This window comes from Kribbella rubisoli, from assembly GCF_004217145.1.
In the GTDB taxonomy this organism is placed as follows: domain Bacteria; phylum Actinomycetota; class Actinomycetes; order Propionibacteriales; family Kribbellaceae; genus Kribbella; species Kribbella rubisoli.
The window spans coordinates 685,682-710,707 of sequence record NZ_SHKR01000014.1 but is presented as its reverse complement, the minus strand read 5'-3'; the positions used below and the strand labels follow the sequence as shown (position 1 = coordinate 710,707).

Sequence of the window (25,026 nt, the reverse complement as noted above, 5' to 3'; positions counted from 1 at the left end):
TAGACTGTTAGATAGGAACCGAACATAACTGTACGACAAGGATCGAACACTATGGTCGTCGAGTCAGCCCGCGCCCGCACCCTCAGCCACGTGGACCCGGCCGAGGTGCCGCTGCAGACGGCCCTGGACGCGCTCGCGGACCCGGTCCGGCGCTCGATCCTGCGCGACCTCGCCAGCCACGACGACTGGACCCGCGCCTGCGGCACCTTCGACCTCCCGGTCAAGAAGGCGACCGCCAGCCACCACTTCGCCGTACTGCGGTCCGCCGGCCTGATCGAACAACGCGACGAGGGCGCCCGCCGCCTCAACCGCCTCCGCCGCGAGGAGTTCGACCGGTCCTTCCCCGGCCTCCTGTCCGCCACGGTCGACCGCGCGGACTGAGAACTCTTACAAACCCCGAACACAGTCCCGAACCTCCTCGAACGCCCGCCGGGCAGAGTCGTTCTCGTCAGCACGAGCGAGCACGAACGACAACGAGGAGCACCCCATGCGCAGGTCTGTGCGCGGCGCCATCGCGGCCGGTACGTCGGCCGTCGTCCTGGTCGGCGGACTCGTCGCGAGTACGACGATCGCGGCGGCCGATCCGACCCCGACTCCGACGCCTTCGGCGAGTACGTCGTACAAGCCGGTCACGCTGAGCCCGGAGGAGTCGCAGAAACTGTGTGCCGAGCGGCTTCCGAAGATGATCGCGCGGCGCGACAAGCTGGCCCAGCGGATAAGCGGCGGCGCCGACGTGAAGGGTTCGGTCGCGTGGCTCAAGGCGCGCGCCGCCAAGCAGAAGGCGAACGGCCACGACAAGGTGGCGGCGCAACTCGAGAAGCGGGCCGAGCGCCGCTCGGAGCGACTGAAGCAGCTCGGCACGGTGAAGACCAAGCTCGAGTCGTTCAAGACCGCGCACTGCCAGGCGGTCAAGTGATGCGTAAGGCGCTGGCCGTGCTGCTCGGTACGGCGTGTCTCGGCCTCGGACTGTCGGCCTGCGGCAGCTCCGGCAACCAGCCCGGTGGGCAGGGCACCGGTCCTGCTCCGGCGACCCAACAGGTGGGGTCGCCGGAGCAGGAGCTGGATCAGATCGGGTCTACCCTGGACGCGATCGATCGCGAACTGGCCAGGGACGACGCACCCTGACCGAGAGTCTCCAGGAGCAGAGGATGGCCGACGCCGGCCGCGGGCTGGTTCTGGTGGTGGAGGACGAGGCGGCGATCGCCGAGGTGATCGAACTGTACCTGCGCCGGGACGGCTTCGACGTCCGGACCGAGTCCGACGGCGAGGCGGCTCTCGCGGCGTGGCGGCGGCTGCACCCGGTCGCGGTGGTCCTCGACATCGGTCTGCCGGGCCGCGACGGCGCGGACGTCTGCCGGACGATGCGGGCGGCGGGGGACTGGACACCGGTCCTGTTCGTCACCGCCCGGGACGACGAGGTCGATCGTCTGCTCGGGCTGGAGCTGGGCGCGGACGACTACATCACGAAGCCGTTCAGCCCGCGGGAGCTGGCCGCCCGCGTCCGGACCGTCCTCCGGCGTACGGCTGGCGGCGTTCCGGGAGGCGGTGCTCCGGCGGCAGGCGAGGTGCTCTCGGTGGGTCTGGTGCGGGTCGATATCGGCCGCCGCCGGGCCTGGGCGGGTGAGGCCGAGGTGAGCTTGACCTCGACCGAGTTCGACCTGTTGGCGCAGCTGTTCCGGCGCCCGGGCCGCGTGTTCGAACGCGACGAGCTGCTCAGTTCGGTCTGGGGATACCAGTCCGCCGCAGGCACCCGGACCGTCGACGTACACATCGCTCAGCTGCGTGCGAAGCTCGGCGCGGCCAGTCCGATCCGTACCGTGCGCGGCGTCGGCTACGCGGCCGACCGCGACTGATGGCCGTCGAGGTCCGGACCCCGGACGAGGCCGGCCGCGGCTCACTGGCCACCCGGATCGTGCTGACCTGTGTGGCGGTCGCCGGGATCGCTGTGCTGGTGGCGGGTCTGGTGATGGCAGGGCTCGCCAGGCGGTCCGCCCAAAACGTGTTGCAGCAGTCGCTGGCTGCGCAGGCCGACGTGATCGCCGGCCAGGTGGATCAGCGTGGTCTGAGTTCGCGTGCGGCCGGGCTCGGGAGGGTCGCGCAGGTCGTCCGCGGCCAGGGCATCGTCGTCGTACTGCTCCTGCCGCGACGCGGCGTCCAGTCGACCGACGGAAACTCCACCCAGGCAGCGATCACGGCCGGCCTCGACGGCATCGGCAGTACGCAGCGGATCTCCACCGAGGTACCCGTCGGCGGCACCGACTACCTGGTCGAAGCTCGCGGTCTCGGCGACAGCTCGGGGTTCGCCCTGGTCGAACCGGTCCGGCTGGCCGCCGACACCCAGCGGATCCTGATCCGCAACATCCTGTTCGCGCTCGGCGCCGGTCTGCTGGTCGCCGGCCTCGCCGGTGCCCTGCTCGGGCGGCTCCTCGGGCGGCCACTGCGCCGTACGGCGGACGTCGCGGCCGCGATGCGTCAGGGCCGGCGTGATCTCCGGGCACCGGTCGAAGGTCCGATCGAGGTCGCCGAGGTCGCGGCCGCGGTCAACGAACTCTCGATCGCGCTGCAGCACAGCGAGGCGCGGCAGCGCGAGTTCCTGCTCTCGGTCTCGCACGAGCTGCGTACTCCGCTGACCGCGGTTCACGGGTTCGCCGAGTCGCTCGCCGACGGGGTCGCGACCGATCCGCGGCATGCCGGTCAGGTGATCCAGCAGGAGTCGCTGCGGCTCGAACGGCTGGTCAGTGACCTGCTGGACCTCGCGCGGATCGGTGCGGATCAGTTCCGGCTCGACCTCGCCCAGGTGGACCTGCGCGAGACGCTCGTCGCTTGCGCCGAGGTCTGGCGGGCGCGTTGCGAGCGGCAAGGCGTCCGGTTCCACCTCGACCTGCCGCCGGTGCCGGCCGTCGCGACCACCGACCCGCGACGGATCCGGCAGGTCCTGGACGGTCTGGCCGAGAACGCTCTCCGCGTTACCCCGCCGGGTGCGCAGCTGACGATGTCGCTGGATAACACGCCGGGACACGTCAGGATCCAGGTGCGCGACGGCGGTCCGGGCCTGGCGCCGGAGGACTACGCGGTCGCCTTCCAGCCCGGCGTACTCAACCAGAAGTACCGCGACCGACGGCCGGTCGGATCGGGGATCGGGCTCGCGCTGGCTCAGGGACTGGTCACCAGGCTCGGCGGCACGCTCACCGCGGGGCCGGCGCCGGAGGGCGGCGCCGGGTTCACGATCGTGCTGCCGGCTACTTGACCAGGATCGTCTTCGAGTCGGTGTTGGTGACGCTGCCGTCGGCGTCGGAGATCAGATAAGCCTCGATCTGCCACTGCCCCGGTGTCAGCAAGACCGAGAACGCGAACGGTGAGAACTTCTGACCCTCCATCGTGTTGGTGAAGCTCTTCTTCGTCTCGCGGGTCTTCAGGTTCGTCAGCTGATAGTTGACGGTCGCCTCGAAGGCGCTCGCGGTGCCTTCGACGGTGACTTTGCTGCCGGTCACCGCACCCTGGCTGGGCGAGGTGATCCAGACCAGCGCCTGCACATCCGCGGCCTGCGCGCGGCCGAGCGGAGTGCTGGTGTCGACCTGCCCGAAGAGCTTCTGGACCGCGCGGCCGGCTTGGGTGACCTGGATCGAGGTGGTGTCGTCCTGGAGCGCGCCCTGCACGGTGTAGATCAGCTGCTGGGTGGCGACCCGCGCGAGATCGGGATCGAGGTCGGTCTTCGGGAGCTGCTTGAAGTCGACCGTGACGACGTCGTCCGAACGGGTGACCCGATTCACCGCGGCACCGCGCCAGACCGAGTAGTAGTCCGGGTCCTCCGGCTGCTTGGTGGTCATGATGCGGACCGCTTCTTCGGCCGGGTGACCGCTGACCTTCGCCCAGGTGCGGTACAGCTTCGCGGCGGACTTCTTCGGTACGCCGACCTGCTGACCGAGCCAGTAGACCGGGACAACCGCGCTACTGACCGATTGCTCGGGGACCCCGCGGTCTGTCGGGCCGGCCGTCTTCACCGCTGACGATGGCGACGTGGCCGGCGGCTGGGTGGCCGCGGTGGGGACCGGTGACGGTGTTGGGGAGACGACGGACGGGGTCTGACTCGGGAGTACGCCGGTCGCACTGGTCGTCGTACCCGGACCGGCCACCGCGTCGCCGTCGTTCGCGGTGTTGTCGTTCCCGTTGAACACCGTGAACGCACCGATGGCCGCGGCGGTGCCGAGGGCGGCCACGCCGGCGGTCAGGAGCCAGGGGCGTCGGGCGACCGGCCGGCGCTGGGCGTGCGCGCGGGCGCGGATCTCCGGCAGCGCGTCGGCCGGCTCGATCCGGTGCGCCTCGTCCCGCAGGGCCCGGCGCATCAGCTCGTCGAACTGCTCGTTCGGGTTCTGGTCGTTCATGCGTTCTGCTCCAGGAGCTGGCGTAGCGACTTGGTCGCCCGCGCGGCGTGGCTCTTCACGGAGCCCCGGCTGATGCCCATCGTGTCGGCGATCTCGGCCTCCGACAGGTCGCCGTAGTACCGGAGCACCATCACCGTGCGCTGCTTCTCCGGCAGGGTCCGCATCGCCTCGATGACGCGGTCGGTCTCGGCGGTCCGCAGTACCGCCTGCTCCGCGCTGGGCTCGTCGGGGAGCGACTTCGGGGTGTGCTTGTCGACCACCACCAGGTGGCGCTGGCGGGACCGGCAGCGGTTCACCACCGCGGTCCGCAGGTAGGCGAGCGCCTTGTGCGGGTCGCGGAGCCGGTGCCAGCGACCGTGCATCGCGACGAACGCGTCCTGCACGATCTCCTCCGCACTGCCGGTGTCGCGCAGCAGCAGGGAGCCGAGGCGGACGAGCGAGGTGTAATGGGCGGTGTAGACAGCCGTCAGCGCCTCGTCGGCATCCCACGAGGACTCATGTGTCACGCACTCTTCGTACACCACGGCCGGTTGAGCCACGAAAAGACGACGCCAAGACCCTGTCCCAGGTTGACAACAGGTTGGCCTGATCTGGTGGGAACCTGAAGAGATGAAGCAGCGCGGTGACGGCCGGTGGTCGGGCCATCACGACATCACGTACGCCGCGGTCACGCGGCTGTACCAGCACCTCGCGGAGCGGGACGCGACGATCAACGGTCTGCGGCAGGACGAGTACGCCGCCGCGCTCGACAAGGCCCAGGCCTATCAGGACCGCCCGTTCGGCGCCGGCGTGATCACGAACTTCGGCGGACTCGGCAAGTCCTTCCCGTACGTCGGCCTCGGTCCCACGACGCACTCGGCGTACGCGAACCCGGACGCGCAGCGCGAGCACTTCATGGCCGACCCGTTCCGCAAGGGCTGGGACAACCTGGACACGAACACGGCGTACGTCTTCGAGCAGCTGGCGGCCGCGCACGCGTCGCCGGCCCTCGAGTTCGGACATCTCGGTGCGGCCGCGCATGCCCTGCAGGACAGCTACTCCGGAGCGCACGCCTGGCGCGAGGACTCGGTGTACGACGGTGATCCGACCGCCCCGCTGGTCTCGCTGCACGTGTTCACGCCGGCCCACGCGGTGGGAGTGGACGACGGCAGGAACACCCACTCCGACGAGTTCGACACCCCGCCGGCGACCTCCGGGTCCACGCGCGCGGCGGTCGAGGCGACGTACCGGATGTTGCGTTCCTACGAGCTCAACCGGGGATCTTCGCTGGAGAATGCGCTGCAGGCCGACCTCGGCCCGATGCTTCGCCCGTCCGAGGCCGGTGTGACCGTCAGCCTGCACCCGAGCCGGGAGTGGTCCCTCGAACGCAACCGGCGGCTCGCGCTCGAGCACGGGGTGATCACGCCCGGTCCGGAGGCGGACGAGGTCGCCCGGCTGAGCGGGATTCTCGCCCCGAACGCCGCACCAGGCCGGGCGAGGACGCAGCAGACAGCGCCCGAGAGGCCCGCTGGGAGCGTGTCCCGGGGAATTTCGAGTGAGGGTGTCGGACGGGGCGGCTAGCATGGACAACCTCAGCAACACTCGACTCAGGAGGAAGAGCCTGTCCAGGCCACGCAGTATCGAACCGGAGGCGCGCGCGAACGGGACCGTTCAAGGCGCAGCCGCCAGCGCGCAGGCGTCGCACAAGATCGTCGTGCCGAACAGCATCGACATGGTGGCCCTGCTCGGAGCCCGGGACGAGTTCCTCCGCATCGTCGAGAAGGAGTTCGCCGCCGACATCATGGTCCGCGGCAACGAGATCACGCTCAACGGCGAGCCGGCCGAACTGGCCCTGGCCGAGCGGCTGATCGACGAGCTGATCGCGGTGATCCGGACCGGGCACGGGCTGACCGCCGACTCGGTCGAGCGCAGCATCGCGATGATCAAGCAGGCCACGGCCGAGAGCCCGGCCGACGTGCTGACGCAGAACATCCTGTCCAGCCGCGGCCGCACGATCCGCCCGAAGACACTGAACCAGAAGCGGTACGTCGACGCGATCGACAAGAACACGATCGTCTTCGGCATCGGCCCGGCCGGTACCGGTAAGACCTACCTGGCGGTCGCCAAGGCGGTCCAGGCGCTGCAGGCCAAGGAGGTCAACCGGATCATCCTGACCCGGCCGGCCGTCGAGGCCGGCGAGCGGCTCGGGTTCCTCCCCGGCACCCTGTCGGAGAAGATCGACCCGTACCTGCGCCCGCTGTACGACGCCCTGCACGACATGCTCGACCCGGAGTCGATCCCGCGGCTGATGACGGCCGGCACGATCGAGATCGCGCCGCTGGCCTACATGCGCGGCCGGACGCTGAACGACGCCTTCATCATCCTCGACGAGGCGCAGAACACCTCGCCGGAGCAGATGAAGATGTTCCTCACCCGGCTCGGGTTCGGCTCGAAGATGGTCGTCACCGGCGATCTCACCCAGGTCGACCTGCCGACCGGGACGAGCTCGGGGCTGCGCGTCGTCCAGGACATCCTCGAGGGTGTGCAGGACCTGACCTTCTGCCGGCTGACCTCGCACGACGTGGTCCGGCACAAGCTGGTCGGCCGGATCGTCTCGGCGTACGAAAACTATGAAGGTAGTGCTGACAACCACCGATGAACGTCGAGGTCAACAACGAGTCCGGGGTGGAGATCGACGCCCACGGACTGATGCGGCTCAGCAGGTTCGTGATGTCGTCCCTGCGACTGCACCCGGAGTGTGAGCTGTCGATCAAGCTGGTCGACGAGGACACCATGGCGCGGTATCACGTCGAGTTCCTGGACCTGCCGGGTCCGACCGACGTGATGTCGTGGCCGATGGACGAGCTGCGGCCCGGTCCGTCCGACGATGACGACGGCGACCTGCCGCTCGGTCATCTCGGCGATATCGCGCTCTGCCCGACCGTCGCGGCCGCGCAGGGCGCGAAGGCCGGTCACGGCACGTGGGCCGAGCTGGAGCTGCTGACGGTGCACGGCATCCTGCACCTGCTCGGGTACGACCACGCGGAACCCGCCGAGAAAGCGGAGATGTGGGACGTCCAGGGCCGCCTGCTGGAAGCATGGCGGGCACCTGGGAACCGGCTCGAGAGTGTCTGAGGCAGGAGTGACGTTGCGGTGACCTCCCACGACCTCGTTCTCCTGGTTGTGGCTGCGGTGCTCGTCCTGCTCGCCGGTCTGTTCGCCGGCGCCGAGGCAGCGCTGTCGTCGTACTCGAAGGTGCGCGCGAACGAGCAGGTCGAGCTCGGCAATCTACGGGCCGTCCGGCTGCGGGACCTGCTGTCCGACGCCCCGCGGTACCTGAACTCGCTGCTCCTGCTGCGGCTGATCTGCGAGATCACCGCGATCGTGCTCGTCACCCAGGCGCTGTCCGAAGTCCTGTCGGTGACCTGGGAGCACATCCTGATCACCGCCGTGGTGATGGTGCTGGTGTCGTACGTGATCATCGGGGTCGCGCCGCGGACGCTGGGCCGGCAGCACTCGGACCGGTTCGCGATCATCTCGGCCGGTCCGGTGATGGCGCTGACCAAGATCCTCGGTCCGCTGCCGAAGTTCCTGATCCTGATCGGTAACGCCCTGACCCCGGGTAAGGGGTTCGCCGAGGGGCCGTTCGCGACCGAGGCCGAGCTGCGCGCGCTGGTCGACTACGCGGAGAAGTCCGCGGTGATCGAGTCCGGCGAGCGGCAGATGATCCACTCGGTCTTCGAGCTCGGCGACACGATCGTCCGCGAGGTGATGGTGCCGCGGACCGACATGGTCTACATCGAGCGGCACAAGAAGCTCCGCCAGCTCACGTCGCTGGCGCTGCGCTCGGGCTACTCGCGGATCCCGGTGATCGGCGAGTCGCTCGACGACATCCTCGGCGTCGTCTACCTCAAGGACGTGATGCGCCGCGTCTACGACAATGCGCAGGCCGAGTCGACCGAGCGGGTCGAGTCGGTCATGCGGCCGTGCATGTACGTCCCGGACTCCAAGCCGGTCGACGAGCTGCTCCGCGAGATGCAGGCGGCCCGGATGCACCTGGCGATCGTCGTCGACGAATACGGCGGTACGGCGGGCCTGGTGGCGATCGAGGACATCCTCGAGGAGATCGTCGGCGAGATCACCGACGAGTACGACGAGGATCCCGACTCGGTGCAAGAGCTGTCCGACGGCTCGTACCGGGTGTCGAGCCGGTTGCCGATCGACGAGCTGGGCGAGCTGTTCGGCGTACCGCTGGACGACGACGACGTGGACACGGTCGGCGGTCTGATGGCCAAGCTGCTCGGCAAGGTGCCGATCCCCGGCGCCGAGGTCGCGATCGAGGGCCTGTCGCTGACGGCGGAGCGGCCGTCCGGCCGCCGCAACCAGGTAGGTACGGTTCTGGTACGACGCGAGGAGACCACCCCCGCGCCCCAGGACCAGAACCACCAGCACGCTTAGGAGTGCAGTTGTCAGACCTTTCGGCGGAGGACGCCAAACTTGTCACGCTCGCGCGTGCTGCCCGGGCCCGGACACGGGCCGCCGAAGGGGCCGCCGTGCGCGACTCCGACGGGCGCACGTACGCCGCGTGCACGGTCGCGCTCGACACTGTGGAGCTGACCGCGCTGCAGCTGGCCGTGGCGATGGCGCTCGCGTCCGGGGTGAAGGGTCTGGAAGCCGCCGCAGTCGTCACCGACGCCGATTCCGTCGACGTCGGGGTCGTGCGGCACTTCGCCGGCGCCAACGTTCCCGTAGTACATGCCAATGGCACCGGAGAGGCCCGCGATGTCGTCCACACCTGAGAACTTCAAGGCAGGGTTCGCCTGCTTCGTGGGTCGGCCCAACGCCGGCAAGTCCACCCTCACCAACGCGTTGGTGGGCCAGAAGATCGTCATCACCTCGTCGAAGCCGCAGACCACGCGGCACGCGGTCCGCGGGATCGTGCACCGGCCGGACGCCCAGCTCATCCTGGTCGACACCCCCGGGCTGCACAAGCCGCGCACGCTGCTCGGCGAGCGGCTGAACGACCTGGTGAAGACCACCTGGGCCGAGGTTGACGTGATCGCGATCTGCCTGCCGGCCAGCGACAAGATCGGTCCCGGGGACCGGTTCCTGGTGAGCGAGGCGGCGAAGGTCGCGAAGACGCCGAAGGTCGCCCTGGCGACCAAGGCGGACCTCGTCGAGCCGGATCGGATGGTCGAGCACCTGGCCGAGATCGCCAAGCTGGGGGAGTCGGCCGGGATCGAGTGGGCGTCCGTGATCCCGGTCTCCGCGACGTCCGGTTACCAGGTCGACGTGGTCGCAGACGAGTTGGTGAAGCTGCTGCCGGCCGGTTTCCCGCTCTACCCGGACGGCGACATCACCGACGAACCCGAGGAGACGCTCGTCGCCGAGCTGATCCGCGAGGCCGCGCTGGAAGGTGTGCGGGACGAGCTGCCGCACTCGATCGCGGTCACCATCGACGAGATGAACCTGCGCGAGGACCGTCCCGAGGACAAGCCGCTGCTCGACATCTACGCGAATATCTTCCTCGAGCGGGAGAGCCAGAAGGGCATCGTGATCGGCCACAAGGGTGCTCGCCTGCGCGAGGTCGGCGCGGCGGCGCGCAAGCAGATCGAGTCCCTCCTCGGTACGCCGGTGTACCTCGACCTGCACGTCAAGATCGCCAAAAACTGGCAGACAGACGCGAAGAACCTGCGCAAACTGGGATTCTGATGAGCTTCCAGAACCCTGTGTACGCCGCCCTCACCGGCCCGCACGCGCACCTCGCCGAGGTCCGCGGCAACGCTCGCCGCTATCCCTCGGCCGTTGCGCCGTTCCTTGCGCTGCCCGACGAGCCCACCGAGCAGGACTGGGCCGACGCGGCCGTGCTGCTCGGCCCTGGCACGACGGGCGCGCTGATGCGCCCGAGCGTGCCCGTCCCTGACGTTTTGAAGGTGGACCTGGAGATCCCTCTGGTCCAGTTCGTTGCCCCCGCCTCGCTTCCGGCCGAGGACCCGGAGACGGTGCTGCTCGGCGTGGACGACGTACCCGACATGCTCGCGCTCGTCGCCCTCACCGACCCCGGCCCCTTCCGCAGCCGCACGATCGAGCTGGGCACCTACCTGGGCATCCGCCGGAACGGCGAACTGATCGCAATGGCCGGCACCCGCTTCGCCCTCCCGCACCACACCGAGATCAGCGCTGTCTGCACGCACCCGTCCTACCAGGGGCGAGGCCTCGCCACCCGCCTCATCCGCGCAGTCGCCGCCCAGATCACCGCCTCGGGCCGCACTCCGTTCCTCCACACGGGCGCCTCCAACGCCAACGCCATCGCGCTCTACAACAAACTCGGCTTCACCCTCTCCAACAAAATGCACGTGACAATCGCCCAGCCGGCGTGACCGACCTCGCCCACGTCTACAGCGGGGGACGCTGTGGTCGATCGCCGGGCGGACGAGCGACCCGGAACGGGCCCTGAGCTCTTCGAGCAGGTCGCCGGGTTGTTCGGCCTGGCCTAGAACGAGATGAAGGTCACAGTGGTCCAGGCGGTCTAGCCTGGAACTGTTGCAACAAGCTGCAATCGCGGCGCGTTCAGTCCCCGCGCAGGCTATGCTCGCGCACGATCTCGAGGCCCATCGAGGTCATTCATGTCCTGAGGGGGACTCCCAGAATGAAACTGCAGCGCTTCGCGCTCGCCCTGGCCGGGGTCGGTATGCTCGCCGCCACGGCTGCTGCCGTTCCGGCCGCCGCCGCCGTTCGGTCCAACCCGACGCCCGCGATCGCCCACCTGGCCAAGGGCGACGTGAAGACCACGCCGAACACCAAGCTCGCCTCCGGGGGATGCCTGCAGGATGTCGGCTTCAACACCCCGACGCCGGGGATCAACGACGTCCTGGTCACGCCGGCCAAGCCCCCGCGCGGTGAGTTCTTCGGCGAGTTCAAGTTCGTCGGCACCCGTCTCAACACGACGTGGTACGGCGTGCAGACCGACGCGCACTTCTACTACCACAGCCTGTTCGTGCAGGGCGGCACGCTGTACCGCGGTGTCACCTACTTCGACACCGACAACGCGCGGCCGACGTACGCACGGATCGGCTCCGGCTGGACCAGCTTCACCCAGCTCGTGACGTCGAACTACGCGATCACCGCGCCGAACCGCTCGTACCTGTACGGGCTGAGCACCAACGGCAGCCTCTACCGCTACGCGGCGTCGGGTGCCACCTTCCGGGCGCTCGGCCACTTCGCCGGCTTCAAGGGCTTCAAGGCGATGACCGTGGTCTCCGAGACCCCGACCTACGACACGCTGCTGATGACCACCAAGGCGGGCGCGCTCTGGACGGTCCGGATCCCGGCCGCGGCCTCGACCAAGCCGATCCTGAAGCTGGTCCGGAGCACCGGCTTCGCGGCGTACGAATCGCTGGCCGCCAGGGAGTGCGGTACCAAGGGCGGCACGCTGGTAACCGGTTTCGACAACGACACCGACTCGGCGTACCAGTACGCGACGAGCAAGTTCAACGGCTCGAAGACCGCGGTCACGTCCTACGGCCGGGTCACCGGCGGTACCATCCCGGGCACCGGCATCTTCTCGATCACCGGCCACTGGAACCAGCTCGTGGGCGAGTGAGCTTTCAGCAGTAGAAGCCCGGGGGCGTCGCTGGTTGCGGCGCCCCCTGGCTGTTTCAGATCTTCTTCTGGTACGCGAGGATGCGCGCCACGATCTTGTAGTTGAGTTGTTCGTTGATGCTGATCATGTGGTCGTTGGATTCGGCGTTCCAGGTGTCGACCTGGGTCAGGCCCGGTTCGGTCTCGCGGAGCCACAGGAGCATGGCGGACTTCACCAGCGCGCCCAGGCGGTGGCCTCGGTGGGCTCGGTCGACCGCGGTGTCGTGCTGTTCGCCGATGTGGGGACGTTCGCGCTCGACCGAGATGACCGTGTGGCCGGCCAAAGCACCGGTGGACTTCTCGCGGGCGATCACGCGGTAGACGGTGTGGTCGCTCTTGGACTGCGCCTCTTCGTACGCCCGCAGTCGCGCGGGGCTGTAGACGTCGTCCTCCATGTCGAGGTCGTCCTTCGGCGCGTCATTGATGGAGGCGGTCAGCGTGACCATGTCCTCCAGCAACTCCTCCGGCAGCGGCCCGGTCAGCTTCGTCAGTTCGTACGACGTGGACGCGGCGAGCGCGTCGTCGTACAGCCGCTGGACCACCCCGTAGTCCAGCCCCGTCAGGTCCTGCCGACGGTTCACCTCGACGGCCTTCTGGACGAACCCGTGCCGCCGGGCGAACGCGTCCGCCTTCGGCAGGTCCACGCAGCCGTAGCCGATCGTGTCCCGGCCCAGCTCGCGGGTCAGGCTCTCGCCGTACTCGAACAGTGCCGACCCGACACCACGGCCCCGATGATCCGGATGGACGTCGACGTCGATCCAGACCTGGTTCGTGTTGTCGTAGAGGTTGACGCCCATGCCCAGCAGTCCGATGGCGTTCCCGTCGGCGTCGCGCGCCAGGTAGGCGTACTCGGGCTCCATGTCCCACCCGTAGCGCAGCATGTTCGCATAGCTGCGCGCGGTCGGCTGCAGCATCTCCGGACAGTCGAGCTTGGCGGCTGAGTTCTTCAGCGCAACGGCTTCGGCGCACCCGGCTTCGTCGTCGGGTAGCAGTTTCGAGATCTCCACAGGCACAGCGTCCACCGAGCGACCGGTTTACCGCGACTGGTTTATCCGCGGTCGAGAAGTTCCTCGCTGAGCTTCCACAGCCGCCGCGCGTTCTCCGGATCGATCGCATACGGCAGTACGCCGAACGCGCCCGGCGTCACCGCAAGCACTTCGGAATCCGGTACGTCGGACGCGTGCATCGTCGCGATATCGACGTCCTCGCAGTACACCCCGCCGTACCCGTCGAGCTGCGGGCTGACCGCGCACCACACCTGCGTCGCCGCGCCCTGCTCGGCCGTCTTCAGCCCACGGGCCGGATCGATGATCGGCTCGTAGTTCTCGTCCAGGAACCCGCCCTCCCGTAACGTCTCTCGGTTCGAGTACCGGGCCAGATGCGTGATGATGCTGCCCGGATGGACGGCGAACGCGCGGATCCCGTGCGCCCGCTCCCGCTCGTCCAGTTCGACGGCGAAGAGGATGTTCGCGGTCTTCGACTGCCCGTACGCCGGGTACGGCGCATACTCGCGATGTTCGAAGTTCGGGTCGTCGAAATCGACCGCGCTGTAGCGATGCCCGCGCGACGACACCGCGACCACCCGCGCGCCACCGGCCTGCCGCAACGCCGGCAGCAACCGCGTCGTGAGCTGGAAATGCCCGAGATGGTTCGTCGCGAACTGCGACTCGTATCCACGGGCGTCACGCGTCAGCGGATTCGCCATGATCCCCGCGCTGTTCACCAGGATGTGTAGCGCCCGCCCCGACGCCAGGAATCGGTCCGCGAACGCGTCGATGCTCGCCGGATCGAGCAGATCCAGGTCCTCGACGACAACCCCGTCGATATCCGCCAACTCGGCGGAAGCCCGCGCCACATCGCGAGCCGGCACGATGACGTCGGCTCCCGCGGACCGGAAGGCGCGGACAGTCTCCTTGCCCAGCCCGGAGTACCCGCCGGTGACGATCGCGACCTTCCCGTGCAGATCGACGTCTTCGAGTACGTCGTACGTCGTGGAAGCCGCGCTGAATCCTGAACCTATCGGTGTTTGCATGCTTCGACGGTAGGCCGCGATATCCGGACGCAGAATGCTTGAGAGTGCCGATAACTTGCGCGATAGTACGGCTGTGACCGATCCGCTGACCGACACCCTCGCGCTGACCGAGGCGCACTGCCACGTCTCGCGCGGCTTCGAGGCGAGGGGCGAGTGGGCACTGCGCTACCCGGCGACGAACCGCCTCAAGTTCACCGCCGCGGTCGAAGGGACGTGCTGGATCGACTTCGACGACGAGTTGGCCACAGATCGCAGAGAGCTCGAGCCGGGGGATGTCGTGCTGTTCGACGGCCGGCACGAGTTCGTGAAGGGCAACTCCGACGACGTACCGGTCGAGGACGCGATCGCCGCGTTCGGCGCCACTGACGGACCGATCGCCCGCTTCGGCAGCGGTGCCCTGACCGGCGAGGGTCCGCGGGTGGTCGGTGTCGGCGGCCACGTCAGCCTGAATCGCACCGGCGAAGAACTGCTGATGCGCGCCCTCCCGCCGGTGATCCATCTCCGCGCCACCGACGAGCGGTCGGCGACCTTCCACTGGCTGCTCAACCGGTTGTTGCATGAGGCAACGACTGCCGAGCTCGGTGCGAGCCTGGCCGCCGACGACGTCGCGCACCTGCTTTTCCTCGAGGCCCTGCGTGCCTGCCTCGCGCAGGCCGAGGACCTCCCGGTCGGTTGGCTGCGCGCGATCGCGGACGAGCGCATCGCCCCGGCCCTGCGTCTGATGCACGACGAGCCCGGCCGGGCGTGGCAGCTCGACGAGCTCGCCCGGGCCGCCGCGATGTCGCGTACGACGTTCGCCGAGCGTTTCCGCTCCGTGGCCGGCGTGCCGCCTCTCACGTACCTGCTCAACTGGCGCATGCGCCTCGCCGAGCGAGCGCTGCGCGACGACGATCAGTCGCTGTCCGCCCTCGCGCATTCGCTCGGCTACACGTCCGACAGTGCCTTCAGCAACGCCTTCAAACGCGTCAACGGGATGGCTCCCCGCCGCTACCGCGAGGCCGCCCGGGCGGCCCGAGTGACTCCCGAAGTAGACGAGGCTACGGCTTAGGCATCCCGTACGCGTGGTCGACCGTCATCGAGAACATCAGCCGCTTGTCCTCGACCATCACCGCTCGGTACTCGTCCCAGTCCGGGTGCTCGCCCGTCGCGGTCCGGTAGTAGTCGACGAGGTCCTCGACAACGGCGTCGTGCGGATCGGCGGCGACCGGGCTGAGCTCGGCCTTGCCTTCCAGTACGACGTACGTCCGCCCGCGCGGCCCGTCGACGTACAAGCTGGCGCGCGGGTCGCGGCGCAGGTTCTTGGTCTTCGCACGACCGTCGGTCAGGGACACCCGCACGCGGGTGCCGTCGAACACATACGTGACGTTGGACAGCTGCGGCCGTCCGTCGCGCTTGATGGTGACCAGCACACCGAGCCCGTGCGTGCCGATCCGGTCGAGGAGGGATTCCGTCATACGACAAGCGTAAAAATTCAAGCGCCCTTGAAGGCAAGGAATTCGCGGACAGCGGACAACCACGGCTCCGGCGCGCGGCTGTGGATCCGGTGGCCGGCCTCGATCGTCCTGACCGTTGCCGACGGCATCGTCTCCGCGACGAGGCCGAATCGGGTCTGGTCCAGATGACTCTTCGGGCCGCCTGCGAGCAGCAATGTCGGTGCTTGGACCGCGCGCAACCCGGCCCACCACGATGGCTGCGGCCGGCGGAGGTCCTTGATGACATCGCGCAGCAGCAGCGGATCGCACCGGTGCCGCGTCAACCAGCCGGCCGCCAGCAATCCCAGAGCAGGCACGGGCCGAACCATCGGCCCGCTGTCCCGCGTATCGCGCGGCGGCACGGGCAGCTCCTCGAGGACCAAGCGCTCGACGCGTTCCGGCTGCGCGACCGCGACAGCGCTCGCCACGAACGCACCGAGCGAGTTGCCGACCAGCGTGATCGGCCCGCCGAACTCACGCAGTACCTGATCGCGGAAGTCGTCGAGCAGGTACGGACGTTGTCGCGGCGCACTCCCATGCCCCATCAAGGTCGGGCAGTGCACCCGATACCCCAGCTCCTCGAACGCGGGCACGAAGCGGTCCCACGTCGACGGCCCACTCGTACCAGCGTGCAAACACACCAGGTCCTTCACCACCACTCCTCTCAAACACCGACCAGCAGAACGCCGGCAACGATCACGACCAGCCCTCCGACACGCGGCCGCTCCCGAAGCACAACAGCACCGAGCACCGCGCCGACCACGACGTTCAACGTCCGTCCGATGGCCACCACCCCAACCGACGCGAACGACAGCGCCAGCAGAACCAGCCCGTAGCTGGCCGGCATCAGGACGGCAACCGGCAGCGCCTTCCGCCAGTTCGCTAGTGCACTCCGGCGAGCCAACGGCGACAGCGCAACAACCTGCGCCACGTTCGCCACCGCGAGATACATCAGCAGATCGACATGCAGGGACGTGACGGCGTACCCATCCCACAACGTGTACGCCGCCGTGCACGCCGCGACCGCCAACCCAAGCACGACGCCACGAGATGACCGAGGCCGCTCCATCAGCAGTACGCCGACCAGCACCAGCGCCGCCCCGCCGTACACGTGCGGCCCGCCGAGACTCGCGATCGCCACCAATACCGGCGCACAGCCGCGACTCACGGAGTAGACAGTCGAGAATGCCCCAGCGCCGTACGCCTTCTGCAGCGTGACCGCGTACGTCGTGTGCAGCGCCATGCTCACGAGTCCGGCCCACCAGGCAGCCGACCCGCGAGCCAGCAGCACGAGCGAGATCGGCAGTGTCAACAGACCACACATCCACACGAATGCAGGACCGCCAAGACCGCCCTTCTTCAGCAGCAGGTTCCACGTCGCGTGACAGCCCGCGGAGGCGGTCAGCAATCCGAGAGCGATCACGTAGACAGTGTCTACATCATCGCGATAGACGGCGTCTACTCAGTGTCTACTCAGGACCTGTGGATCGGCTGAAGAAAGCCCCGGGATCCTGGTCCGGCGGCCGCGGACTGGAAACCATCGGGGACATGACCGAGATCAGCGAGCGGGCCGTCGTACGGCGGCTGAACGACCGGTTCGGGTTCGGGCCGGCGCCGGGTGACCTGGAGGCCGGCGTCGAGGCTACCGTACGGCGACTGCTGGGTCCGGCGAAGGATGCGGCGGCCGCCGCGCTCCCGGCGCCGACTGGTCTGGAGTCGCCCGAGACCGTGAAGAAGAAGGATCAGGACAAGGACGCGAAGAAGGCCGCCAACAAGCAGCGGGCCGCGCAGGAGCGGAAGCTGACGATCTGGTGGCTCGACCGGATGGTGGTCAGCCGGACCGCGACCGAGCGGCTGACCTGGTTCTGGCACGGGCATTTCGCGACCAGCAACCAGAAGGTCCGCAACGCGGCCTGGATGCTGGCGCAGAACCAGACCCAGCGGACCCTCGCCCTCGGCCGGTTCGGCGACCTGGCGCAGGCGATGATCGTCGACACCGCAATGATCCGCTGGCTCGACGGCCAGAAGAACCGCAAGGGTTCGCCGAACGAGAACCTGGCCCGCGAGTTCATGGAGCTGTTCACGCTCGGCATCGGTCACTACCTGGAGGCCGACGTCGCCCAAGGCGCCCGCTGTCTGACCGGTTGGGTGTTGCGCAAGGACGCCGCGAGCTTCCAGCGGAAGCGATTCGACACCGGCAGCAAGACGGTGCTCGGCAAGACCGGCGACTTCGACGCGAAGGGGTTCGCGCGGCTCGCGCTCGCCCAGCCCGCATCGGCCGGATTCGTGATCGGGCGGCTGTGGTTCCGGCTGGTGTCGGCGACGCCGCCCGACGCCGCAACAGTCGCCCGCCTGACGACGGCGTACGGCGTGAACCGTGACGTGAAGTCGTTGCTGACGGCAATGTTTGCCGAGGCGGCGTTCAAGGATCCGGCGTCGAGTCTTGTGAAGGAGCCGGTGGAGTGGGCGGTCGGGTTGATGCGGGCGCTGAAGCTCCGGCCGAGCAAGCTGGAGGAGAAGCAGCAGACCAAGCTGCTCGCCGGCCTGCGCGGTATGGGCCAGTTGCCGTACCGCCCGCCCAGCGTCGGCGGTTGGCCGGCCGGAGCTAGCTGGCTGACGACCTCGGCCGGTGTCACCCGGCTCCAACTCGCGCAACAGCTGGCGAAGAAGACCGACCTGTCCGCAGTCGAGGACGCGAATGCCGTCGCCGCCCTGCTCGGCGTCGACGGCTGGTCCGAGCGGACCAAGACCGCACTGGCCGGAGTCAAGGATCCTGCGCAGCTGATCGCGGTCGCGGCGTGCGCACCCGAGTACGTCGTGAGCGGATAGGGCGGAATTGTGGACAACCTGACGAGAAGGCGATTCCTGACGCTCAGCGGCGTCACGGCAGCCGGTGCCTTGGCGGCCGGGGCGACCCAGGTGAACTGGTCCGACCTGATGGCCGCGGCCGTCGACGATCCGTTGCCGAGCGACCAGTCGGTCCTCGTCGTCATCACCTTGTACGGCGGGAACGACGGGCTGAACACGGTCGTGCCGGCCGCGGACCCGGCGTACCAGAAGGCGCGTCCGGATCTGGCCTACCAGCCGAACGAGGTGCTCGACCTCGGCGACGGCCTCGGGTTGAACCCGGGGATGAAGGGCCTCAAGGGTCTGTGGGACGACAAGCGGCTCGCGATCGTACGCGGCGTCGGATACCCGGACCCGGATCGCAGCCACTTCCGGTCGATGGCGATCTGGCAGACGGCATCGCCCAAGTCGCCGATCCCGACCGGCTGGCTCGGCCGCTGGCTCGACGCCACCGGCAGCGACCCGCTGCGTGCGGTCTCCGTCGAGCCGACCCTGCCGCCACTCCTGGCCGGCGAAACCACGGCCGCTGCCTCCCTCCCGTTGCGCGGGCTCTCCTTGCCAGGCGGCGCATTAGGTACGGCGTACGCCGCATTGGGCAAGCCGAGCCCGGGTGAGGGCCACTGGCAGGCGCGGGCGGCCAAGTCCGTGCTGGACCTGCAGAACGCGACGCAGGTGCTGGGCAAGGCGGTCAAGAGCGGGCACGACCAGGAGGACGATGACGACGAGGAGCGCACCAAGGGCGCATCCGCGGGCGGTACGTCGCAGCTCGGTGCGCAGCTCGAACTGATCGCCGGCCTGATCGAGGCCGGCGTGCCGACGCGGGCGTACTCCGCTTCGCTCGGCGGCTTCGACACGCACGCGGATGAGCGCGGCACACAGCAGCGACTGCTGACCGAACTCGACGGTGCGCTGACGCCGTTCGTCCAGCGGCTGCAGAAGACGGATCGCGGGAAGAACGCGGTCGTGCTGGTGTACTCCGAATTCGGCCGCCGGGTCCAGGCCAACGGCAGCGACGGCACCGACCACGGCACCGCCGGCCCGGTCTTCGTCCTCGGCGAGAAGGTCGCCGGCGGCTTCTACGGCAACCAGCCCAGCCTGACCGACCTCTCCAATGGCGATCTCAAAGCCGGCACAGACTTCCGCGACGTCTACGCCACGATGCTGCAGCACGTCCTCGGCGAAGACCCAGGCAAGATCCTCGCCAACCACACCACCACCATCGACGGGCTCCTCCGCGCCTGACCCTTGCGCCCACTCAGCCCGCCCAACCCGGACGTCTGAGGGGTCAACCCCTGAGATGGTCGGTTGGCCTCCGAGAATCTGGCTGCCGAACTGACCACCTGAGGGGTTGACCCCTCAGACGTCCGGGTTGGGCGGGCTGGTGGGGAGGTGGAGGTGGAAGGCGGCGCCTGGTTTGCCGTCGGGGCGGTCGGCGACGGTCAGGTCGCCGCCGTGGGCCCGGGCCACGCCGCGGGCGATGGCCAGGCCGAGGCCGGCGCCTTTGCTGTGCGGGCCGTGGACGAGGCGCTCGAAGATCCGCTCGCGGGCTTCCGGCGGTACTCCGGGACCGTCGTCCTCGACCAGTACGCCGGACGCGGCGACGGTGAGGCGGATCGTCCGGGCGCCCGCCTGCCGGGCGTTGTCGACGAGGTTGGCGAGGACCTGGGCCAACCGCTCCGGGTCGGCGGAGACGATGGCCGAGCCGTCGACCTCGACCTCCAGATCGGGCGCGACCAGCCGGAGGCGAGCGGCCTGCGACTCGGCGAGGTGGTGCAGGTCGACCTGTGTGAGGTGCAGTTGCAGGCCGGCATCGATCCGGCTCAGCTCGAGCAAGTCGGAGACCAGCGTGCCGGCGCGGCGAGATTCCCGCACCAGAAGGAGTTCGAGCTGACCGCGCTGGTTCGCCGCCGCCCGCGGGCCCAACTGGATCAGCGTTTCCGCGGCCGTCTGCAGACCGGCGATCGGGGTACGCAGTTCGTGCGCTGCGTCGGCGACGAACTCACGCATCCGGTCCTCCGAACGTCGTGCAGCGCCCTCGGCGCCCTCGAGCGCATCGAGCATCTCGTCGAAGGCGGCCGCCGTACGACCGAGCTCCGTGTCCGCGCGCTCCGGCTGCAACCGCCCGCCGCGCCGACCGGCTGCAATCGAACGCGCCAAACCGGTCATCGCATCGAGCGGCGCCAGTGCGAACCGCATCCCGATCACCAGCGCCAGCGCGGTGATGATGATCGCCAACGCGCCGGAGATCAACAGCACCCTTCGAAGTCGGGCGCTCGCGTCGGCGAGCAGGCTGGTGTCCGCGGACAGCATCAGCGTCGCGCCCTTCGTCTGCTGGCCGGCCTGCAGCGTCGCCTTCACCTGCCGCACGGTCCCGCCGGCGTCGATCGGCGGGGCGCCCAGCTGTCGCCCGTTCCGCAGGATCAGCGTGACCCGCACGCCGTCGGCATCGACCCGCCGTACCAAGTTGCCTGGAGCAACGTTCTGCCGGGCGAGTTGCTGAGCGAGCTGCGCGCGACCGGTGAGCAGCGAGTCGAGGCTGCGCTCGGCCTGCGCGTCGAACACGGCCTTCACCGTCAGCCCGGTGATCGGCAGCACGACCAGCAGTACGGCGATCGCCGTCGCCGTCACCCGAACGCGCAGCGACCCGGTCCGCAGTCCTCTCATGGCCGCAGCACGTACCCGGACCCGCGGACGGTATGCAGCAGCCGCGGGCCGTGCGCCTCCAGCTTGCGCCGCAGCCCGCTCACGTACACCTCGACCAGGTTGTCCGCATAGTCGTCGTACCCCCACACCGCGGTCAGCAGTTGCGTCTTGCCGACCACCTTCCCGTCGCGCCCGGCCAGGAACGTGAGCAGCTTGAACTCGGTCGCGGTCAGCTCGATCGGCGTCCCGCCCCGGCGTACCGATCGCGCCTCGACATCCACCTCGAGATCGCCGACCTCGAGAACCGTTCGCAGTCGCCCCATCCGCCGCAGGACCGCCTCGACCCGCGCGATCAGCTCGGCCAGGACGAACGGCTTCACCACATAGTCGTCCGCGCCGGTGCGCAGCCCGTGCAACCGATCGCCGACGGCGTCGCGCGCGGTCAGCAGGATCACCCCGGCGTTCGACGTCTCCCGCGTGACCGTGAGCAGCTCGAACCCGTCCCGGCCGGGCAGCATCACATCGAGCAGCACCAGATCCGGCCGGTACTCGGCGAGGTCCCGCTCGAGGCCCTCGCCGTCCGGGCGGGTGAGCACGGTGTGGCCGGCTTCGGTCAGCGCCATGCCGACGGCGGTCCGGATCGGCTCCGCGTCCTCCACCACCAGCACCCGCGCAGTCATCGGGCCATCCTCGCACCGCCGGAAGACCGGTGAACGAACGCCGGAAGCAATCTTCAGCACATCCTCAGCGAGCACGGCGTCACTCTGAGTGTCTCGTCCGTCGAGACCCCCGGTTCGACGGGCCGGGGGAGTTGTGCATAGAGTGGTTGCCATCATGCGGCACCAGCTTCTCCTCCTTCGCTGCCGCGGCGAGGCCTGTTAAGGCCGGTTCCCTCGCCGCGGAGTTCTGTCGTTCGCCGGTCGTCCTAGCGACCCCGCAGTAGACAGCTTCTCGAGGAGAACCCCCGTGGCACCGAAGAACCAGCCCAAGCCCGTCCAGCAGCCGTCCGGTATGCCGACCCACCGCTACCGTGCGTTCCCGCCGATCGACCTGCCCGACCGCACCTGGCCGGCAAAGTCCGTCGACCACACGCCGCGCTGGCTGTCCACCGACCTCCGCGACGGCAACCAGGCCCTGGTCGAGCCGATGTCCCCGGCGCGCAAGCGGCGGATGTTCGACCTGCTGGTGAAGATGGGCTACAAGGAGATCGAGGTCGGCTTCCCGAGCGCCAGCCAGTACGACTTCGACTTCGTCCGCAGCCTGATTGAGTCTGACGCGATCCCGGACGACGTGACGATCTCGGTGCTGACCCAGGCGCGCGAAGAGCTGATCGAGCGGACCGTGCAGTCGCTGCAAGGCTCGCCGAAGGCGACGATCCACCTGTACAACGCGACCGCGCCGCTGTTCCGCCGGGTCGTCTTCAACGTCGACAAGGCCGAGTGCCGCAACATCGCCGTCCGCGGCACCGAGACCGTGATGAAGTACGCCGACGAGATGCTCGGCGACTGCGAGTTCGGGTACCAGTACAGCCCGGAGATCTTCACCGGCACCGAGCTGGAGTTCGCGCTCGAGGTGTGCGAGGCGGTCAGCGACGTCTGGCAGCCCGCCGAGGGCCGCGAGATCATCCTGAACCTGCCGGCCACCGTCGAGATGTGCACCCCGAACGTGTACGCCGACCAGATCGAGTGGTTCGGCCGGCACCTGACCAGGCGCGAGCACAGCGCGATCAGCCTGCACCCGCACAACGACCGCGGTACGGCGGTGGCCGCGACCGAGCTCGCGCTGATGGCCGGCGCCGACCGGGTCGAGGGCTGCCTGTTCGGGCACGGCGAGCGCACCGGCAACGTCGACCTGGTCACGCTGGGGATGAACCTGTTCAGCCAGGGCATCGACCCGCAGATCGAGTTCTCCGACATCGACGAGATCCGCCGTACGGTCGAGTACTGCACGCAGATGCGCGTTCCCGAGCGCCAGCCGTACTCCGGCGACCTGGTCTACACCGCTTTCTCCGGCTCGCACCAGGACGCGATCAAGAAGGGTCTGGAGGCGCTGGACAAGCAGGCCGCGGCCGAGGGCAAGCCGGTCGGCGACATCGCCTGGGAGGCGCCGTACCTGCCGATCGACCCGAAGGACGTCGGCCGCAGCTACGAGGCCGTGATCCGGGTCAACTCGCAGTCCGGCAAGGGCGGCGTCGCGTACATGATGAAGTCCGAGCACCGGCTCGACCTGCCGCGCCGGCTGCAGATCGAGTTCAGCCGGGTGATCCAGCAGCACACCGACAACGAGGGCGGCGAGGTCGGCCCGCAGCAGATGTGGGACATCTTCGCGGCCGAGTACCTCGCACCGGGCAAGCTGTCGCTGCTGAGCGTGAACTCGACGTCCGGCGAGGGGCAGGGCGACCAGCTCCGGGTTCAGGTCTATTCCAATGGCGTGCCCCACGAGTTGGTTGGCGAAGGCAACGGTCCGGTGTCGGCCTTCGTGGACGCGCTCAAGCCGCTGAAGTACGACGTACGGGTACTGGACTACCACGAGCACGCGCTCTCCGCGGGCGGTGACGCGCTGGCCGCGGCGTACGTCGAATGCGAGGTCGGCGACGAGGTTTTCTGGGGTGTCGGGCGGGACGCGAACATTCTCACAGCCTCGCTGAAGGCCGTCGTCTCGGCTGTCAACCGCGCCACGCGCTAACTGCGTCACATTCCTCCGGCGAATCGCCCGTCTCTGTTTCAGGGGCGGGCGATTCCAGTACGCCCGGGTACCGTTGCGTCACTGACCGCAACGTTGTCTCAACGTTGCCTCAAGACGTTGACTCGATGACCGGGGTTGCGCACACTGTCGTCACTATGCGCAGATCCTTGCAAGACAGCGTTACTAAGTCGTGCTGTTGAGTGGTCTGCGCCACCGACTTTCCCTGGCAGTCGCGTGGAGGTGAGCAGTGAGCGGTGCGGTCGAGACACCCGCGTCGGAGCTGATCGAAGGACCGGTTGTCGAACCGAGACCCTCGGGCGTTCGGCGGTTCTTCAACGCCTGGCTTGTCCGAAGACTTTTCAAGGCCGTCTTGACTGTCTTCATCGTCACCAGCGGTACGTTCTTCCTGGTCCGGCTGCTGCCGGGTAACCCGGTCGACACCTACATCCAGACCCAGATCGCGCAGACCGGTATCTCGTACGAGGCCGCCGCCGCGCAGGCGAAGAACCTGTTCTCCCTGGACCCGAACGCCCCGCTGATCCAGCAGTACGCGACGTACATGCTGAACCTGCTGAAAGGCGACTTCGGCAACTCGGCGCTCTCGCCGGGCACGACCGTTGCCTCGGTCATCAAGACCTACCTGCCGTGGACGCTGTTCTCCGTCGGCGTGGCCACCGTGCTCGCGTTCGTCATCGGCATCGCGGCCGGCATGATCATGGCCTATCGCCGCGAGACCTGGGTCGACCATCTGCTCACCTCGATCGGCGCGTTCCTGCACGCGATCCCGAACTACATCCTGGCGATCCTGATCGTCGTCTTCCTCGGGGTGAAACTGCAATGGTTCAACCTGACCGAGGCGCGCGGTTCGTACACACCAGGCGTGCATCCGTCGTTCAGCCTGGCCTTCCTGAACGACATCTTCTACCACGCGGCGCTGCCGATCCTCGCCTACACGCTGACCACGGTCGGCTCCTGGGCGCTGGTGATGAAGTCGTCGACGGTGGAGACGCTCGGTGAGGACTACGTGACCGTCGCCCGGGCCCGCGGCCTGTCCGACTCGCGGATCAGGAACGGGTACGTCGGCCGCAACGCCGTCCTGCCGCTGTTCAGCCAGCTCGCGGTCTCGCTCGGATTCGTGGTCGGCGGGGCCATCTTCGTGGAGAAGATCTTCGGCTATCAGGGCATCGGGTTCAGCCTCTTCAACGCGGTCAACGGCCGCGACTACGCCGTGCTGCAGGGAATCTTCCTGGTCATCACGATCTCGGTGGTGGCCGCCAACCTGCTCGCCGACATTCTCTACAGCCGGCTGGATCCGCGGATCCGCGTCCAGGGCAAGGGGTGACGA

27 protein-coding genes are annotated in these 25,026 nt (G+C 68.6%); 18 read left to right on the top strand and 9 right to left on the bottom strand.

What is annotated here, in order from left to right:
• Positions 1-51 precede the first annotated feature (51 nt).
• From EV645_RS28920 to EV645_RS28900, 5 genes are all read left to right on the top strand, one after another.
• Positions 52-381, top strand: a complete 330-nt coding sequence (locus EV645_RS28920) for a helix-turn-helix domain-containing protein (RefSeq protein ID WP_198681905.1) — start codon at positions 52-54, stop codon at positions 379-381.
• Between the two features lie 106 nt (positions 382-487).
• Complete coding sequence (locus EV645_RS28915) at positions 488-916, top strand: hypothetical protein (RefSeq protein ID WP_130447155.1); 429 nt, start codon at positions 488-490, stop codon at positions 914-916.
• Positions 916-1,125: a hypothetical protein gene (locus EV645_RS28910; RefSeq protein ID WP_130447154.1), complete on the top strand. Its 210-nt coding sequence runs from the start codon at positions 916-918 to the stop codon at positions 1,123-1,125. Before EV645_RS28915 ends, EV645_RS28910 begins: the two co-directional genes overlap by 1 nt.
• 23 nt (positions 1,126-1,148) lie before the next feature.
• Positions 1,149-1,853: a response regulator transcription factor gene (locus EV645_RS28905; RefSeq protein WP_130447153.1), complete on the top strand. Its 705-nt coding sequence runs from the start codon at positions 1,149-1,151 to the stop codon at positions 1,851-1,853.
• Complete coding sequence (locus EV645_RS28900) at positions 1,853-3,247, top strand: sensor histidine kinase (protein ID WP_130447152.1); 1,395 nt, start codon at positions 1,853-1,855, stop codon at positions 3,245-3,247. The genes EV645_RS28905 and EV645_RS28900 overlap by 1 nt, the downstream gene beginning before the upstream one ends.
• On the opposite strand, the gene EV645_RS28895 is transcribed toward EV645_RS28900, so the two are convergent.
• Positions 3,240-4,382, bottom strand: coding sequence for a Gmad2 immunoglobulin-like domain-containing protein (locus tag EV645_RS28895; protein ID WP_130447151.1), 1,143 nt, complete (start codon positions 4,380-4,382; stop codon positions 3,240-3,242). The genes EV645_RS28900 and EV645_RS28895 overlap by 8 nt on opposite strands.
• Complete coding sequence (locus EV645_RS28890; protein ID WP_242000724.1) at positions 4,379-4,888, bottom strand: SigE family RNA polymerase sigma factor; 510 nt, start codon at positions 4,886-4,888, stop codon at positions 4,379-4,381. The genes EV645_RS28895 and EV645_RS28890 overlap by 4 nt, the downstream gene beginning before the upstream one ends.
• 103 nt (positions 4,889-4,991) lie before the next feature.
• On the opposite strand from EV645_RS28890, the gene EV645_RS28885 reads away from it, so the two are divergent.
• The 8 genes from EV645_RS28885 to EV645_RS28850 all read left to right on the top strand — a co-directional run bounded on the left by EV645_RS28885 (position 4,992) and on the right by EV645_RS28850 (position 11,964).
• Complete coding sequence (locus EV645_RS28885) at positions 4,992-5,942, top strand: hypothetical protein (protein ID WP_130447150.1); 951 nt, start codon at positions 4,992-4,994, stop codon at positions 5,940-5,942.
• A gap of 151 nt (positions 5,943-6,093) precedes the next feature.
• Positions 6,094-7,020 carry a PhoH family protein gene (locus tag EV645_RS28880; protein WP_242000742.1) on the top strand — a complete coding sequence of 309 codons (927 nt, stop codon included), beginning with the start codon at positions 6,094-6,096 and terminating at the stop codon, positions 7,018-7,020.
• Positions 7,017-7,496, top strand: coding sequence for an rRNA maturation RNase YbeY (gene ybeY / locus EV645_RS28875; RefSeq protein ID WP_130447149.1), 480 nt, complete (start codon positions 7,017-7,019; stop codon positions 7,494-7,496). The genes EV645_RS28880 and ybeY overlap by 4 nt, the downstream gene beginning before the upstream one ends.
• 18 nt (positions 7,497-7,514) lie before the next feature.
• Positions 7,515-8,819: a hemolysin family protein gene (locus tag EV645_RS28870; RefSeq protein WP_130447148.1), complete on the top strand. Its 1,305-nt coding sequence runs from the start codon at positions 7,515-7,517 to the stop codon at positions 8,817-8,819.
• Positions 8,820-8,821: 2 nt separating this feature from the next.
• On the top strand, positions 8,822-9,160 hold the full coding sequence (locus tag EV645_RS28865) for a cytidine deaminase (protein ID WP_479684498.1): 339 nt from the start codon (positions 8,822-8,824) through the stop codon (positions 9,158-9,160).
• Positions 9,144-10,073, top strand: coding sequence for a GTPase Era (gene era / locus EV645_RS28860; protein ID WP_130447146.1), 930 nt, complete (start codon positions 9,144-9,146; stop codon positions 10,071-10,073). The genes EV645_RS28865 and era overlap by 17 nt, the downstream gene beginning before the upstream one ends.
• Positions 10,073-10,741 (top strand): GNAT family N-acetyltransferase, encoded by a 669-nt coding sequence (locus tag EV645_RS28855; protein ID WP_130447145.1) that lies wholly within the window; start codon positions 10,073-10,075, stop codon positions 10,739-10,741. The genes era and EV645_RS28855 overlap by 1 nt, the downstream gene beginning before the upstream one ends.
• A gap of 269 nt (positions 10,742-11,010) precedes the next feature.
• The gene (locus tag EV645_RS28850) at positions 11,011-11,964 is read left to right on the top strand and encodes a hypothetical protein (RefSeq protein WP_130447144.1); all 954 of its coding nucleotides are present in this window, start codon (positions 11,011-11,013) and stop codon (positions 11,962-11,964) included.
• 55 nt (positions 11,965-12,019) lie between these two features.
• Here EV645_RS28850 and EV645_RS28845 read toward each other — a convergent pair whose 3' ends face one another.
• Both EV645_RS28845 and EV645_RS28840 read right to left on the bottom strand, forming a co-directional pair.
• On the bottom strand, positions 12,020-13,009 hold the full coding sequence (locus EV645_RS28845) for a GNAT family N-acetyltransferase (protein ID WP_242000723.1): 990 nt from the start codon (positions 13,007-13,009) through the stop codon (positions 12,020-12,022).
• Between the two features lie 41 nt (positions 13,010-13,050).
• Positions 13,051-14,034 (bottom strand): oxidoreductase, encoded by a 984-nt coding sequence (locus EV645_RS28840; protein WP_130447143.1) that lies wholly within the window; start codon positions 14,032-14,034, stop codon positions 13,051-13,053.
• Positions 14,035-14,107: 73 nt separating this feature from the next.
• On the opposite strand from EV645_RS28840, the gene EV645_RS28835 reads away from it, so the two are divergent.
• On the top strand, positions 14,108-15,082 hold the full coding sequence (locus tag EV645_RS28835; protein ID WP_198681904.1) for an AraC family transcriptional regulator: 975 nt from the start codon (positions 14,108-14,110) through the stop codon (positions 15,080-15,082).
• Here the strand turns inward: EV645_RS28835 and EV645_RS28830 are convergent.
• From EV645_RS28830 to EV645_RS28820, 3 genes are read right to left on the bottom strand one after another with little or no spacing between them, the layout of a single operon-like run.
• A complete protein-coding gene (locus EV645_RS28830; RefSeq protein WP_130447141.1) occupies positions 15,072-15,488 on the bottom strand; it encodes a PPOX class F420-dependent oxidoreductase in 417 nt (138 codons plus the stop codon). The genes EV645_RS28835 and EV645_RS28830 overlap by 11 nt on opposite strands.
• Before the next feature lie 17 nt (positions 15,489-15,505).
• Positions 15,506-16,159 (bottom strand): alpha/beta fold hydrolase, encoded by a 654-nt coding sequence (locus EV645_RS28825; protein WP_157997173.1) that lies wholly within the window; start codon positions 16,157-16,159, stop codon positions 15,506-15,508.
• An 11-nt stretch (positions 16,160-16,170) separates the two neighbouring features.
• Positions 16,171-16,929: an EamA family transporter gene (locus EV645_RS28820; RefSeq protein WP_130447139.1), complete on the bottom strand. Its 759-nt coding sequence runs from the start codon at positions 16,927-16,929 to the stop codon at positions 16,171-16,173.
• A 125-nt stretch (positions 16,930-17,054) separates the two neighbouring features.
• On the opposite strand from EV645_RS28820, the gene EV645_RS28815 reads away from it, so the two are divergent.
• On the top strand, positions 17,055-18,335 hold the full coding sequence (locus tag EV645_RS28815; RefSeq protein ID WP_130447138.1) for a DUF1800 domain-containing protein: 1,281 nt from the start codon (positions 17,055-17,057) through the stop codon (positions 18,333-18,335).
• Between the two features lie 9 nt (positions 18,336-18,344).
• On the top strand, positions 18,345-19,595 hold the full coding sequence (locus tag EV645_RS28810) for a DUF1501 domain-containing protein (RefSeq protein WP_130447137.1): 1,251 nt from the start codon (positions 18,345-18,347) through the stop codon (positions 19,593-19,595).
• Between the two features lie 114 nt (positions 19,596-19,709).
• Here the strand turns inward: EV645_RS28810 and EV645_RS28805 are convergent, their stop codons facing one another.
• On the bottom strand, positions 19,710-21,017 hold the full coding sequence (locus tag EV645_RS28805; RefSeq protein ID WP_130447136.1) for a sensor histidine kinase: 1,308 nt from the start codon (positions 21,015-21,017) through the stop codon (positions 19,710-19,712).
• Positions 21,014-21,676, bottom strand: coding sequence for a response regulator transcription factor (locus EV645_RS28800; protein WP_130447135.1), 663 nt, complete (start codon positions 21,674-21,676; stop codon positions 21,014-21,016). Before EV645_RS28800 ends, EV645_RS28805 begins: the two co-directional genes overlap by 4 nt.
• A gap of 331 nt (positions 21,677-22,007) precedes the next feature.
• Here EV645_RS28800 and leuA point away from each other — a divergent pair, with 331 nt between their 5' ends.
• Both leuA and EV645_RS28790 read left to right on the top strand, forming a co-directional pair.
• The gene (gene leuA, locus EV645_RS28795; RefSeq protein WP_198681934.1) at positions 22,008-23,681 is read left to right on the top strand and encodes a 2-isopropylmalate synthase; all 1,674 of its coding nucleotides are present in this window, start codon (positions 22,008-22,010) and stop codon (positions 23,679-23,681) included.
• A gap of 370 nt (positions 23,682-24,051) precedes the next feature.
• On the top strand, positions 24,052-25,023 hold the full coding sequence (locus EV645_RS28790; RefSeq protein WP_242000722.1) for an ABC transporter permease: 972 nt from the start codon (positions 24,052-24,054) through the stop codon (positions 25,021-25,023).
• The last annotated feature ends 3 nt before the right edge of the window (positions 25,024-25,026 follow it).